This window comes from Dehalococcoides mccartyi 195 (assembly GCF_000011905.1).
In the GTDB taxonomy this organism is placed as follows: Bacteria; Chloroflexota; Dehalococcoidia; order Dehalococcoidales; family Dehalococcoidaceae; genus Dehalococcoides; species Dehalococcoides mccartyi.
Genome location: NC_002936.3, coordinates 1,118,823 through 1,131,898, shown reverse-complemented (window position 1 = coordinate 1,131,898; position 13,076 = coordinate 1,118,823). Strand labels below are relative to the sequence as shown.

The window sequence follows — 13,076 nt, the reverse complement described above, 5'->3', positions numbered from 1 at the left end:
TTTTTTAAATTTTTAAGGTAAGGGTTAGACTGCCGGATATCAAATCTACAGCAAACCCTTACCTTGAATTTCCGTGCCTTACCTGAAACAGGTCTAGCCAATCTTTAAAACAGATACCTGCTTTAAAGTAATCATTAAGATATAGCTGATGCCCTGTCGTTCCAGCCTTCAAAAGTCAAAGCCGCATGGCTTGAATCCGCCAGCATGGTAAAGCTGCTGCCTTGAAAACCGGAATACTCCCAAAGTGTAACCGGTGCGGAACTGCAAATCTGAGCGGAGGAGATTTGGTTATCCCAGCCCAGCGTTGCCAGATTAGATATTTGGGCATAAGGGTCAAGCAGCATAAGGTTGCCTGAGTACAGCCAGTCTGCAAATAGTTCGCTGCGGTCCAGCCGCAGCATCTGCATCGCTTTGTCAGTGGAAGTATTGAATATATCCCCGTATTCTGCTTCAAGGAATATTTCCATGGCTCTGGCATCAGTAAAAGCGTATAACCCGCCTTTTTTATCTGTAGTAAAGTGAAGCTGATGCCCGTTGAAAAGGGTGATTTCCTCTGCTTTATACCATACTCCGTCTACATTTACCGGGCATTGGGGTACAACCTGAATTAGTTTGGCTTCATCTTCTGCGGACATAGGGTATAGGGCCACTATTTCCGAAGGGCTGAGGATAGTGCCATAAGTGTTGTCAAAGACCTGGGGATTCGGATAATACTTGCTTGCTATTTCTGCCGCTGATACATTGGCTGCAACCGGCAGGGCGGATACCATGACACCGAGTAATACCGAGGCTAATACTCTAATCATAATTACTCCTCATAGCTGATTAGTACAAGCCTAGCATATAAAGATGAACAATAAATGACCAAAAGATGATTATTGGATGACCGCTGAGGCCAAAATAGTGCTATTATAGGAATTATGAATGATTAACAGGTAAAAGGCTTTGCGGCGTGCGGATTTTATTACTTGATGATGATAAGTGTCTCTGCCAAACCCTGGAGCGGGCTCTCGGTGAGGCCGGGCATGTGGTTGAATATGCCTGTGACGGGGCTTCGGGAGAATACTTTGCCGCAAATTCTGAATTTGACCTATTGATTCTGGATATCGGCTTGCCGGATAAAAATGGTATTGAGGTCTGCCGGAAGCTCAGGGCTGACGGCATAGTTACATCTGTGCTCATGCTTACCGCCAGAGATTCGCTTGATTCAAAGGTAAAGGGTTTGGATGCCGGTGCGGATGACTACCTTTGCAAGCCTTTTGCCTGTGATGAACTGTTTGCCCGGATACGGGCACTTCAGCGGAGGCCGCCTCTGAGGGTATTGCCGGTTGTTGAAACAGCCGGCATTTCTTTTGACAATGTATCCCACCGGGTTTGCGGCGGGAAAACCGAGATAAAGCTTACAGCGGCAGAATATAAAATACTGGAATATTTTATTACCAATCCCGGTGTTCTTATCACCCGGTCCATGCTGGAGGAGCATCTTTGGGGGGCGGAAAGCACATCTGTCTCCAATACTATTGATTCCCTGATAAAAAAGTTGCGCCAAAAGCTGGGCTGGGATGCAAAAAGCGGCCCTATTAAGACCTTGCGCGGGGCGGGATACAGGCTGGATAGATGAGCGTAAAGATAAAGCTGACCATTATTAATGCCCTGGTATTGCTCTCGGTACTTGGGTTTTTTGGTCTCATATCGTACTTCTTTTTGTCTTACCATTTATTCAGCAGCCTGAATGATTCTTTGGCGGCTGATGCTGAAAAAGCAGCCGGAGAAATTATCCGATCTGAGGGCAATAGCCTGTATTATGCGGGGGATGTGTTTGCGGAAGTGGTTTATATATATGATATTGAAACCGGTCTTATATCCGGGAGTGAAAGGTACAAATCTGTTATCCAGGATTCCATTGCCGACATAACCGCCATAAATGAGTATATGCCCGCCATGCGCTTGGAAATTCCGGATTCCCAGTTAAGGTTTTATGTAGCCTGGTATGATAATGATTATAAGCCCAACCAGCTCCTTATACTTGTGGGTGATGCCGGGTATATTTATAAAACTCTGGATCAGTATAAACAGATTCTCTTTATGGCCATTCCCTTTGTCCTTATTATCGCCGCTGCCTTAGGCTATTTTTTGGCTTACCGGTGTTTAAAACAGGTTCAGGTAATCACCCATACCACCAATAATATAAATCCGTCTGACCTGAAAGACCGTATTCCGGTGAAACAAAATGATGAATTAGGCCAGCTTTCGGCAACCTTAAATTCACTTTTTGACCGGGTTTACGGGTTTATTCAAAGCCAGCACCGCTTTACTTCTGATGCCTCCCATGATTTGAAAGCCCCGCTTACGGTAATTAGGGCGGAATCCGAGTTGGCGCTTCGCAAAGAGCGGAATACCGAGGAATACCGTCAGGCTTTTAAGAATATTGTAAAGCAAGTTGAGAAAATGGCGCTGATTATTGATGATTTGATGGCTCTGGCCAGTCTGGATGCCGGTCCGCGTCCGGCTCTAAGCTTGAAAATAGATTTGGGTGCTGCCCTGGAAAGCAGTGCTGATAAATGGCAGACCGCTTTTGAAACGAAAAAGATTAAGCTGATTCGGGATATCCAGCCCGGTTTAAACATATACGGAGAGCCCGAACAGTTCAGCCGTCTCTTTGATAATCTTTTTTCAAATGCTGCCAAGTATACCCCTGACGGAGGGCAGGTAATGATTTCCCTTAGAGACGAAAGCGGGTTTATGGTGCTTGCCATAAAAGATACCGGAATTGGGATAAGTAAGGAGCACCTCCCCCGTATATTTGACAGGTTTTACCGGGCTGATTGGAGTGCAGAAGGTACTGGCTTAGGTTTATCTATAGTAAAGAGTACCTCTGAGATATACAAAGGGCGGGTTGAGGTGGAAAGTGAACCGGGCAAAGGCACTGTCTTTAAGGTATTTTTGCCCAAGCAGTCGGTATAGAAAAGTCATTAGTGTCAGTTAAATTTTTAATACAGCTCTACTCCTAAGGGCATTCTTTCAGCAAAACCGGGTTTAATTTAGCCGAATAGATAACTGCTCAAATCCAAAGAAGAAGAAGCCTGCAAGGTTTTTTAATCAGGTAATTAACAAGCCTATTAAGAAAAATATATCAGGCTGTTTCAGTCTGAAAGCTGATGATAACGGCGAAAAAGACGGCTGACTTAGTTCGCAGGCTATTTATCCTCAATAATATACCCTAACCCTTTTACCGTTTTTATAAGAGAATTTTTATTATTGTTGTCCAGTTTCTTGCGGATACGGCTGATTAACACTTCTATGACATTGGAAAAAATGTCACTTTCAGATTCCCAGATATGCTCTTCAATCATATTCTTGGTAATTATGCAGTTCTTGTTCAGTACCAAATATTCAAGAATGCCGTATTCTTTAGCCGTAAGCTCTATTTCCCTGCCATCGTAAAAAGCTCTTCTGTCCACTGTGTTTAAAGTAAGTTTCCTGAGCTTGATAGAGGGAGAATGCTGGTTATTGGCCCGTCTTAGCAAGGCTCTCAGGCGGGCAAGCAGTTCGGGGAAGCTGAAAGGTTTCACCAGGTAATCATCCGCTCCGCAGTTAAGCCCATTTACTTTGTCAGCTTCCTGATACCTGGCGGTCAGCATTATGATGGGGGTTTGATTGCCATTGGAGCGGATTTTATGGCATACAGCGAAACCATCAAGTTCAGGCAGCATTATATCCAGGATGATGACATCAAAGGTATAGGCCAAAGCCATTTCAGCTCCAAGTTTGCCATTGGACTCCCAATTGACTGCATATCCATTTTCTTCAAGACCGGAAGTAATGACTTTTGCCAGATTGGCATCATCTTCGATTAACAGCAGTTTCATCAGCATATATTATAGCATTCAGTCCGGGTGCAGATTAACGAAAATGTCTGCATTTGTAGAAAGTTTATCCGGGTTATTCATTTTCAGTTCAGATTAAGTTTGTAAACTAAGTCAGTTGCTGTAAAAGGGGATAAGCCTGATAATTAATCTTAAGATACTGCCTTACATTCTGAAAAATAACAGGAGGAATTAAAAAATGCCGGTATTCGGTTGGCATGAAATATGGTCTATTTTGCTGAGCCCGCCAATTTTCTTGTGGCTGGTTATGAGTGTTTTGTTCACTATACTTGTTGTGCGGGATGCCAAAAAACGTGGCTATCAGATGTCCTCATACCTATTCTGGGGTATCTTTACCTTTTTGCTCCCCCCTCTGGGTTCAATAGCGTATCTTATCCTGCGTAAATGAATCATGCAGCGCTGCTGACAGTTTTTTGCCATGGATAATCCAGACAATACAGAAGTGGTGCTATTTGTTTACGCAATATTATATTGCCGGGCGGGATTAAAATGAAAAACAGAATAATCTTATTGGGAATACTTAGTATACTCACTTTTTCCGCATTAAGTTTTACCGGGTGCGATAGTGACGAAGTGTTATGGGGGACAACCCCAGTGCCTTCGGAAATAACTTACCAGGGGCATTTATATCTTAATACAGGCAAAATAGTAGCTAAGCAGCAGGTATTAACTAATATACATCCTTTAGGAACTTATGATGCGGCAACTAGTACTGCCGCTGAATATACAACTGGCAGCTTATTATCTCCGGACGATTGTGGCAGGCTTAATCCCGTAATTTACTCTATAGATGGAGTAAAACCCGAAGAGGCAATTGCGTTTAAAGTTCTCTTGGTTACGCATTCAGGAACTGCCTGGTATTACTATTTCAAATATGAAAGAGTATCGTAATTAACGAAGGCGTATCTTAACATAAAGTAAGATATATATAGTATAATCAACGTTCTTATCCAGGCTAAAGAAAATCTGGCAAAAGCCTGGGAGATGCAGGAAAGTATTAAAGAACTTTGTGCCAAAGTCGTACCCTGTTTAGATAATTGCTCAAACGCTGAAAAGAAAGATGCTTACACCTATCTGGATTTGAAAATTTCAGCTACTCCTGAAGGTGTAAGCATCAAAGGTTACCTTGATTTGAACGTACTCACCACTGCACGAACATGGGCATAATAACGTGGATGTAGTTGTCCGCCCCCACCGGTTTTATCACACCGGGGCTTGACGGGCTGGTTACTTCCAGTGATACTTGCTGGGCTTTAAGTACTCCCAGGACGTCCAGAAGATATTTGCCGTTGAAGGCTATTTTAGCTTCCTCACCCTGAACTACGGCATCAAGTTCACCGGTATTGTCACCCACTTCTTCAGAGCGGGCGGAGATGGTGAGCTTACCGGGGGTATTATTGCCTCCGGGGTTCATCATCAGCCGGACTATGCCGCCGCCGTCACGGGCAAAGATTGTAGCCGTTCTGGTGGCCATAAGGAACTGGTTGGCATCTACTACCACTTTGGTAGTAAAGCTTTGGGGGATTATCTGGTTGTACTGGGGGAAATTTCCCTGTACCAGCTGAGATACCAACTCAATATTTTTAAGCCTGAAAAGTATCTGGCTCTTGGCAGTATCTACATTTATCATCAGGGCTTCTTCCTCGTCCATGCTGGCCAGGCGGGAAAGCTCACCCAGTGTACGGGCTGGAATGATTACTTTAGTAGCGGTTTTTACCGCTTCCAGCAGAGGCAGTTTATAGACAGCCAAACGGAAACCGTCAGCTGCAGCCAGAGTTAGGGTGCTGCCTTCAAATTCGGCGTTGACACCAGTGAGCACCGGGCGGGATTCGTCAGTTGCCGAAGCAAATACCACTTCGCTTACGGCCTGGCGGAAGGCCTCAACGTTAATCTTGGTGGAGATGCCGTTTTCCACTTTGGGTACAGGCGGGAAGTCTTTTGCGTCAACGCCTGTTATGCGTGCCTCAAAGCGGGCGCATTTGATATTGAGTGCCTTTGACTTGGCATTAAGGTTTAATTCTATTTTATCATTGGGCAGAGAGCTGACAAATTCGGTCAGGAGTTTGGCAGGTACGGTGGTGCTCCCTTCTTCCTCTATCTTGGCTCCTATCCAGCAGCTGATAGCCATTTCGAGATTGGTGGCGGCTAGTTTTAAACGTCCGTCATCAGTTGAGATAAGGACATTGTTGGTAATGGGCAGGGTAGTCCGGCCGGCAGCCGCTTTGCCCACAATGTTTAGACCCTTGTTCAGATTTTCCTGTAAGCATGTAAGTTTCATATTTACCCCCCGGGGTTATTTACTGGTCTTTCAGTATATCCCAAGAATAGCACTTAAACAAGATATTTTTGTGCTCAAAATGAGGCAGTAAATAGTTTATCAAGGAATAAAAACGGGATTAAAAAAAGAGCAGAGTGTGTAAATTTATTTGGTGTAGCTTAACTAGCTAGTGGCTATTTGGATCAGAAACCGGCTGGCTTTTTGGGCGGCTATAGACCGGTGGGAAATGCTGTTTTTTATTTCAGACGGGAGTTCGGCCATAGTTTTACCGTATTCCGGCAGGTAAAAAACGGGGTCATAGCCAAATCCATTAGTGCCGCGGGGTTCAGTGCTTATAAATCCTTCGCAAGTACCCTCAAAGGTGGCGATGATATGGCCCGGCTGGGCAATGGCGATTACACAACAGAAACGGGCGGTGCGTTTTTCAGCGGGGATAGTGTGCATTTTAGACAGAAGATATGCATTCCGGTCTGTATCCGTAGCGTTTTCCCCGGCATAGCGGGCGGAATAGACCCCGGGTTCACCCCCCAGAGCGTCTACTGCCAGACCGGAGTCATCTGCCAAAGTAAGAATCCCGCTTGCTTCCGCCAGAGCGGCGGCTTTCAAGCGGGCATTCTCTTCAAATGTAGTGCCGGTTTCGGCAACTGTTATATCTATACCCATATCTGCCGGTGTGACAAGCTCAAAACCCGAACCGCTAAGGAGAGAAGCATATTCTCTCAGCTTGCCCCGGTTGTTGCTTGCCAGCAGGAGCTTGGGCATAAACTAGTCTTCCAGGGGTTTAAAGCGTCCGGCCAGTTTCTTGGATACCTGAGGCATGGTGGTGTATTCCATTTCCTCCAGCGGCAGGCGATGGGGCTCAAACGGGCCGTGGGAGCGCATCATATCTGCCATATCCAGTGATTTCTGGCGGGCATTGTCAAAAGACTTATCTTTAAACATATCACGCGGGCCGATAAGCATACCGTTTGACAGCTGGAAACCCAGAGCGGTTACCCGGGGCGGGCCGTCAAAGCGGGTGGGGGTGCTGTCTTCTATTGAGACAGGCATAATAGGGCCGTTGTGCGAGCCGCGCATCCAGCCTTCTACCAGATAAGGCTGGGCGAAGGGTTCAAGTATTTCACCCACAGCCGGGAAAGACCCCTGAGCGCGGACAATACAAACCGGGTCGTCTTTACCTACATAACGGTCAGCTAAAAAGGCCAGTTTCTGGGTGGAAGAAACAGCCGCAATCTCGCCCTTGCGGGTGGAAACACTCTTGATAGCGAAGCGGGAATGAGCGCCGATAAATACCAGCATGTCATAAATTTCTTCGGGGGTGTTAAAGCTAATGCCCTTGCTTTCCTTGACGTCATGAACCTCAAAGGAGAAGCCGTCATGCATATTTTCAGCTATGACCAAACCTATGGTGTTAAAGGGGTCTGCAAACATTTTGTAAAGAGGCAGATTCCAGGCACCGGAAGAGGTCTTGTCGGCCATGAAGATTATGATAGGTTCGGAAGGCCGTTCCTCAAGCTCCATTTCGGCTACGCCGGGCCCCATGCCCTTTACGTTTCCGGAGAAGGCATCACACAGCAAGTCCTGCCCTGCGCCGTAAAGCTTCAGCTCTTTGGCAACTTCGGTGCAGCTTACAAAGGTATCCCAGGCCATTTCGTGAATAACTTTGTTGTTTATACCTTTCTGGTGGGTCATAACCAGCTGGAGGTCGTCACCGCACTTAGTTATATGGTAATCAATCAGCATGCCATTCTTTTTGGCCTCCGCCAGGTGCTTTTCAGCCCTGACCAGACACTGCGGGTGTGAGTCCGAATGGCCTACAAAACCGCCGATATCTGCTTTAATAACACTAAGGGTTACTTTCATTATTTTCTCCTTGGTGAAGATTAGTAATCTATACCTTTACGGGCTTTGATGCCCCTAGTATACGGGTGTTTGACTGCCTTTATTTCCGAAACCAGGTCAGCCAGTTCTATAAGTTCAGCCGGGGCGCCCCGCCCGGTCATAATCAGCTCTACGCAGGGCGGTTTGGCGTTTATCATCCGGATAACCTGTTCGGTGGTGACCAGCCCGGCCGTCAGGGCTATCATGATTTCGTCCATGACTACCAGGTCATACTGCCCGCCGGTTACCGCTTCGGAGGCGGTCTCAAAAGCCCGTTCCGCCTGTGTGCGGGTTTCTTCGGATATATTTTTGAGTATCCAGCCGGCCTGGCCGAAGCTTTGCAAAGTTACATTCGGCAGGGAAGACAATATTTTAAATTCGCCGTGGTCAAAACGTTTTCCTTTGGCAAAAAAAATGAGGCAAACCCTCAGCCCGTGACCGGCAGCCCTGATAGCAGTGCCGACTGCAGCCGAGGTCTTACCCTTGCCTTCACCGGTGAATATGGATATAAGGCCTTTTTCAAGGTAAGGGGTATGGTTTGTTACCAAAAAAATCCTCCCAACATACGGCCTAGCGCCGAAGATAAAGTTTAACAGTGGCATACGGGACTGTCAAGCCAAACTCCGGGTATTTCTGCTTGGCTCAGGCTTTGCAGGCGGGTAAAAACTTTTGATTGCACCCTTCGGGGCTACAGGCTAGAATAGTGTACATATGAAAATAGTGCGTTTTAATCTTACCGGCAGACGGGCCGGGTATGCCGTGCTGGAAGGTTCCCAGCTAAAGGAACTAAAGGGCAATCCTTTCGCCAAAGTTGTTTTTTCAGGCCGGGTTTTTGACCTTTCGGCAGTGAAGCTTCTTCCCCCCTCAGCCCCGTCTAAAATAGTGGCCATTGGTTTAAACTACAAAGCCCATGCCGGAGAGATGGCTGAAAATCTGCCCCGGACACCCCTTATCTTTTTTAAAAATGCCGGCGGTATTATCGGCACGGAAGATAACATAATAAAACCGTCTCAATCCGGGCAGGTGGATTATGAAGGGGAACTGGCCGTTATTATAAAAAAGAAAGCCCGCAATATAAGCCCCGAAGCTGCCTTTGATTATATACTGGGATACAGCTGTTTTAATGATGTAACCGCCAGAGATTTGCAGAAGGCGGACGGGCAGTGGTCACGGGCTAAAGGCTTTGATACCTTCGCGGTCTGCGGCCCGTGGATAGAAACTGAGCTTGACCCCCAGGGTCAGTTGCTGGAGACCTACCTGAACGGCAAGCTTAAACAGCGCGCTTTTACGGCAGATATGATATTTGATATTCCCCTGATAGTCAGCTTTGTATCAGAGGTAATGACCCTGATGCCGGGTGATATTATTGCCACCGGCACGCCTTCGGGCATCGGGCCGATGAAACCCGGAGACAGGGTGGAAGTACGCATTTCAGGTATAGGCAGTTTGATAAACCACCTGGCTTTGAAATAAAGCTTTTGGGGCAGGGTATCTCTTCAAAAGAAATCTTCCCGGCTTAGGTTTTCCGGAAATACTGTTTGGCATCTGGCCGGTTGAGGTATATCAGGCCGAATATGCCGGCGGCTGTACCCAAAGGGAATAAAATCAGCGAAACCGCAGCCTGGTATAAACTGGCCAGCCGCCCGTATTTACGGCCGCTCAGCAGACCTATTCCCCCCGCTATTGAGGCCGCAAAGTAAGTGCAGATGAAAAAGAGGAAGATGCTTAAGCCCCAGATAGCTCCCGTGCGGGCGTAATCATATAACCAGGCTACTGCAGGTAAAAAGAATAATAACATTATCAGTATGCCTGCCAGACTGAAGAGAGCGGCAAAAAACTGCCAGATTACCAGTATAATTATGCCGTCAGGTTTTCCCATATACTCAAAAACCACCGAGATATTTACTAACCCTGCGGTTTATATTAGATGCCTTAAAACCCTTAGTCAATATATTTTTGTGCTGCCTGAACGTCAACTTGAAAGCAAAACCGATTGTGCTATAATCATGCACGGTTTGGGCTGTTTAGGGCAGTCCGCACCGGTTTTTTAGGAAAAGCCCGCCTGTTTCCGGCGGTATTCTGGCTGCGGAAATAAAAATAGCGGACATTCCGGGGGCATTGAATGCTTAGTAAAGGCGATATGGTTTCGGTTACTTACCGGGTAGGGTGGGACCAGTCCGGTCAGGCTATACTGGAGACACTTGAAGATTGTACGGTGGAAAAGTATAAAGACGGTATTTTGGTTGTAAGCTATGCTGTCAAGAAAGATGATGGTATAGAGATTATCAGCCGGACATTTGACGTTAATTCTCCGGAATTTGTCGGTACGGTAAACCTTTAAAGCCCCTGTTCTTCGGCCTTCTTTTTCAGTTCGTAAAGTTTGTTAAGAGCTGCAAGCGGCGTCAGAGATTCTATTTCCAGCCCTTTTATTTCCTCTGCCAGCGCCGAAGTCTGCTCTGTCAGGGGCAGCAGAAGCTGCGGCTGGCAGTTGCGTATTTTCGGCTCTTTTTTAGCAGGATTTTCAAGTTCTGTAAGCACTTCGTAAGCCCGCTTTATAACCCACCCCGGCAGCCCGGCCAGTTTAGCCACGTGAATACCGTAACTTTTATCTACTCCGCCGGGGACTATCCTGTGCAGGAAAACCACTTCCCCCCGGTCTTCACTGACCGCAATATTGTAGTTTTTTACTCTGGGCAGATAGTTTGCCAGCTCCACCAGTTCGTGATAGTGGGTGGCAAAGAGCGTTTTGGCATGCAGTGAAGGCTGCGAATGAATATACTCCACAACCGCCTGGGCAATGGCCAGCCCGTCATAGGTACTGGTGCCGCGGCCTATTTCGTCCAGTATCAGCAGGGAGCGGCTGGTGGCAGTATTCAGTATAGATGCTGTTTCCACCATTTCCACCATGAAGGTAGACTGCCCGGCACTTAAATCCTCCCTTGCCCCGATGCGGCTGAAAATACGGTCTGTCAGGCAGAGTTCGGCGGTTTCTGCCGGAACATAAGAACCTATCTGGGCCATCAGCACAATAAGGGCGGTCTGCTTAAGATAAGTGGATTTACCGGCCATATTGGGGCCGGTCAGGATAATTATCTGGCAGTCTTCGGCGGACAGGGAAATGTCATTAGCTGCAAAACTGCCGTATCCCAGCCCCTGTTCCACCATGGGGTGGCGGCCTCTATGGATAACCAGGCTGTTTTCAGAGTGAAAGAGCGGGCGGACATAGCCGTTTCGTACCGCTACTTCGGCAAAGGCTGAAAGTACGTCTAAAGATGCCAAAGCGGCGGCGTTTGAGAGCAAAGCGGAGTAAAAGCCCCCCAGCTGGTTTAAAACCTGCTCGTAAAGCCCGGTTTCCATTTCCAGCAGGCGTTCTTTAGCATTTAAGATAAGGTTTTCGTATTCTTTCAGTTCGGGGGTTATAAACCTTTCAGCATTTACCAGCGTTTGCTTGCGGATATAGTTTTGGGGTATGTCAGCCAGATTGGCATTGGACACCTCTATGTAATACCCGAAAACCCGGTTATACCCCAGCTTCAGTGATTTTATGCCGGTCTGTTCCCGTTCACGGGCTTCCATCTGGGAAAGGAATGTTCTGGCGTCCCCGGCCAGAGAGCAGAGTTTATCCATTTCGGGGTTGAAACCTGACCGTATTACTTTGCCTTCACCCAGGGTGGAGGGCGGGTCATCGTTAATAGCTTCGTTTACAATGTCCAGCATTTCGGGCAGGGGTTTAAGCCCGTTTAGAAAATATGCCAAACGGGGCGGCGGCATAAGCCCGAACTGGCGGTGAATGGCGGAAACAGTTTCCAAGCTGTTTTTAAGTGAAATCAGCTCCTTGGGGAGTATGGTTTTCTGGCGGATACGGTTGGCTATCCGCTCCATATCGGCAATCTGTCCCAGTGCTTTGGCAAGGCTGGCGCGTGCCAGACTCTCTTCAAAAAAATAATCCACCGCCGAAAGCCGCTTTTCAATATCTTCCTGCCTAAGCAGCGGCTGTCCTAAAAACTTGCGGAGAAGCCTGCCGCCCATAGCTGTTTTGGTCTGGTCAAGCACCCCCAGTAAAGACCCTTTGAGGGAGTTCCCGCCGCTTGAGCGGAAGATTTCCAGATTGGAAAGCGTATGGCTGTCTATCTGCATATAGTCAGATATAGTATAAGCGGCCAGCCTTTCCAGCTGCTTCAGGGATGATTTCTGGGTTTCCTCCAGATAGTTAAGCAGAGCACCCGCCGCCGAAACGGCCAGCGGCAGGTTTTCACAGCCGTAAGCGGAAAGGTTCTGGCACTCAAAGTGCTTAAGTAAACGTTCACGGGCCACGTCTGCTTCAAAATAGTATCCATCCAGCTTGCTTATAGTGGCTTTCAGATGCAGTGGCAGGTTTAAGCTCTGGCTTTTAGGCAGTATTATTTCCGCCGGGTTCAGGCGGTTTATTTCGGCTTCCAGCCCGTTTATATCCAGCTGGGTACAGCCGAACTCCGAGGTGGATATATCCGCAAAGGCCAGCCCGCAGCTGTCTTCGGTCAGGTACAGGCTGAGCAGAAAATTGTTCTGTTTGCTATCCAGCAGGTTCGGCTCAACTACCGTACCGGGGGTCACCAGACGGGTCACCTGCCTTTTCACTAAGCCCTTGGTTTCGCCCGGTTTGGTTACCTGTTCGCAAATGGCTACCTTGTAGCCGCGGTTTATAAGGCGTGAGAGGTAGTTATCCAGGGCGTGGTAAGGTATGCCGGCCAGCGGCACTTTCAGCCCTTTGCCCATTTCGCGGCTGGTAAGGACTATTTCCAGTTCGCGGGCGGCTATACGGGCGTCTTCTTCAAAGGTTTCGTAAAAGTCTCCCAAGCGGAAAAAGACTATCGCTTCGGGGTAGTTCTTTTTTATATCCAGGTATTGTTTACGCAGGGGAGTTATATTTTCCATGAGCTTACATTTTAACTGCTTGGCGGCCTAAAGGGAAGTAAGGGATGAAAATGTTCACTCTGCGGCGGGTGTATTTTTGTTATATGTCCGGCAGTGATGTTACAATTGGCTTTCAG

General features: G+C 47.4%; 13 protein-coding genes. 5 read left to right on the top strand and 8 right to left on the bottom strand.

The annotated features are described in order from the left end of the window. Positions 1 to 134: 134 nt before the first annotated feature. Positions 135 to 806: a hypothetical protein gene (locus DET_RS06360; protein WP_010936924.1), complete on the bottom strand. Its 672-nt coding sequence runs from the start codon at positions 804 to 806 to the stop codon at positions 135 to 137. Between the two features lie 146 nt (positions 807 to 952). Between DET_RS06360 and DET_RS06350 the strand changes: the two genes are divergently transcribed. Both DET_RS06350 and DET_RS06345 read left to right on the top strand, forming a co-directional pair. Beyond that, positions 953 to 1,621, top strand: coding sequence for a response regulator transcription factor (locus DET_RS06350; RefSeq protein ID WP_010936923.1), 669 nt, complete (start codon positions 953 to 955; stop codon positions 1,619 to 1,621). Then, complete coding sequence (locus DET_RS06345; RefSeq protein ID WP_010936922.1) at positions 1,618 to 2,964, top strand: sensor histidine kinase; 1,347 nt, start codon at positions 1,618 to 1,620, stop codon at positions 2,962 to 2,964. Before DET_RS06350 ends, DET_RS06345 begins: the two co-directional genes overlap by 4 nt. Before the next feature lie 233 nt (positions 2,965 to 3,197). On the opposite strand, the gene DET_RS06340 is transcribed toward DET_RS06345, so the two are convergent. Continuing rightward, complete coding sequence (locus DET_RS06340; protein ID WP_041223471.1) at positions 3,198 to 3,869, bottom strand: response regulator transcription factor; 672 nt, start codon at positions 3,867 to 3,869, stop codon at positions 3,198 to 3,200. A gap of 507 nt (positions 3,870 to 4,376) precedes the next feature. On the opposite strand from DET_RS06340, the gene DET_RS06330 reads away from it, so the two are divergent. Continuing rightward, positions 4,377 to 4,778 carry a hypothetical protein gene (locus tag DET_RS06330; protein ID WP_041223392.1) on the top strand — a complete coding sequence of 134 codons (402 nt, stop codon included), beginning with the start codon at positions 4,377 to 4,379 and terminating at the stop codon, positions 4,776 to 4,778. Between the two features lie 250 nt (positions 4,779 to 5,028). Here the strand turns inward: DET_RS06330 and dnaN are convergent, their stop codons facing one another. From dnaN to DET_RS06310, 4 genes are all read right to left on the bottom strand, one after another. Further along, a complete protein-coding gene (gene dnaN, locus DET_RS06325; RefSeq protein WP_010936917.1) occupies positions 5,029 to 6,165 on the bottom strand; it encodes a DNA polymerase III subunit beta in 1,137 nt (378 codons plus the stop codon). Positions 6,166 to 6,327: 162 nt separating this feature from the next. Further along, positions 6,328 to 6,927: an XTP/dITP diphosphatase gene (locus DET_RS06320; RefSeq protein WP_010936916.1), complete on the bottom strand. Its 600-nt coding sequence runs from the start codon at positions 6,925 to 6,927 to the stop codon at positions 6,328 to 6,330. A 3-nt stretch (positions 6,928 to 6,930) separates the two neighbouring features. Beyond that, a complete protein-coding gene (gene fbp, locus DET_RS06315; protein ID WP_010936915.1) occupies positions 6,931 to 8,028 on the bottom strand; it encodes a fructose-1,6-bisphosphate aldolase/phosphatase in 1,098 nt (365 codons plus the stop codon). 20 nt (positions 8,029 to 8,048) lie between these two features. Next, positions 8,049 to 8,594, bottom strand: a complete 546-nt coding sequence (locus tag DET_RS06310; RefSeq protein WP_010936914.1) for a cob(I)yrinic acid a,c-diamide adenosyltransferase — start codon at positions 8,592 to 8,594, stop codon at positions 8,049 to 8,051. Between the two features lie 163 nt (positions 8,595 to 8,757). On the opposite strand from DET_RS06310, the gene DET_RS06305 reads away from it, so the two are divergent. After that, the gene (locus tag DET_RS06305) at positions 8,758 to 9,519 is read left to right on the top strand and encodes a fumarylacetoacetate hydrolase family protein (protein ID WP_010936913.1); all 762 of its coding nucleotides are present in this window, start codon (positions 8,758 to 8,760) and stop codon (positions 9,517 to 9,519) included. A 43-nt stretch (positions 9,520 to 9,562) separates the two neighbouring features. Here the strand turns inward: DET_RS06305 and DET_RS06300 are convergent, their stop codons facing one another. Beyond that, positions 9,563 to 9,925 (bottom strand): hypothetical protein, encoded by a 363-nt coding sequence (locus DET_RS06300; RefSeq protein WP_010936912.1) that lies wholly within the window; start codon positions 9,923 to 9,925, stop codon positions 9,563 to 9,565. A gap of 243 nt (positions 9,926 to 10,168) precedes the next feature. Here DET_RS06300 and DET_RS06290 point away from each other — a divergent pair, with 243 nt between their 5' ends. Beyond that, positions 10,169 to 10,387, top strand: coding sequence for a hypothetical protein (locus tag DET_RS06290; RefSeq protein ID WP_010936910.1), 219 nt, complete (start codon positions 10,169 to 10,171; stop codon positions 10,385 to 10,387). Here the strand turns inward: DET_RS06290 and mutS are convergent. Further along, positions 10,384 to 12,960 carry a DNA mismatch repair protein MutS gene (gene mutS, locus DET_RS06285; RefSeq protein WP_010936909.1) on the bottom strand — a complete coding sequence of 859 codons (2,577 nt, stop codon included), beginning with the start codon at positions 12,958 to 12,960 and terminating at the stop codon, positions 10,384 to 10,386. The genes DET_RS06290 and mutS overlap by 4 nt on opposite strands. Positions 12,961 to 13,076: the final 116 nt, after the last annotated feature.

What these genes read in the sequence shown, in the direction of transcription:
- DET_RS06360 (WP_010936924.1), bottom strand. Translation starts at nt 806, where the DNA reads ATGATTAGAGTATTAGCCTCGGTATTACTCGGTGTCATGGTATCCGCC.
- DET_RS06345 (WP_010936922.1), top strand. Translation starts at nt 1,618, where the DNA reads ATGAGCGTAAAGATAAAGCTGACCATTATTAATGCCCTGGTATTGCTC.
- DET_RS06340 (WP_041223471.1), bottom strand. Translation starts at nt 3,869, where the DNA reads ATGAAACTGCTGTTAATCGAAGATGATGCCAATCTGGCAAAAGTCATT.
- DET_RS06330 (WP_041223392.1), top strand. Translation starts at nt 4,377, where the DNA reads ATGAAAAACAGAATAATCTTATTGGGAATACTTAGTATACTCACTTTT.
- dnaN (WP_010936917.1), bottom strand. Translation starts at nt 6,165, where the DNA reads ATGAAACTTACATGCTTACAGGAAAATCTGAACAAGGGTCTAAACATT.
- DET_RS06320 (WP_010936916.1), bottom strand. Translation starts at nt 6,927, where the DNA reads ATGCCCAAGCTCCTGCTGGCAAGCAACAACCGGGGCAAGCTGAGAGAA.
- fbp (WP_010936915.1), bottom strand. Translation starts at nt 8,028, where the DNA reads ATGAAAGTAACCCTTAGTGTTATTAAAGCAGATATCGGCGGTTTTGTA.
- DET_RS06305 (WP_010936913.1), top strand. Translation starts at nt 8,758, where the DNA reads ATGAAAATAGTGCGTTTTAATCTTACCGGCAGACGGGCCGGGTATGCC.
- DET_RS06300 (WP_010936912.1), bottom strand. Translation starts at nt 9,925, where the DNA reads ATGGGAAAACCTGACGGCATAATTATACTGGTAATCTGGCAGTTTTTT.
- DET_RS06290 (WP_010936910.1), top strand. Translation starts at nt 10,169, where the DNA reads ATGCTTAGTAAAGGCGATATGGTTTCGGTTACTTACCGGGTAGGGTGG.
- mutS (WP_010936909.1), bottom strand. Translation starts at nt 12,960, where the DNA reads ATGGAAAATATAACTCCCCTGCGTAAACAATACCTGGATATAAAAAAG.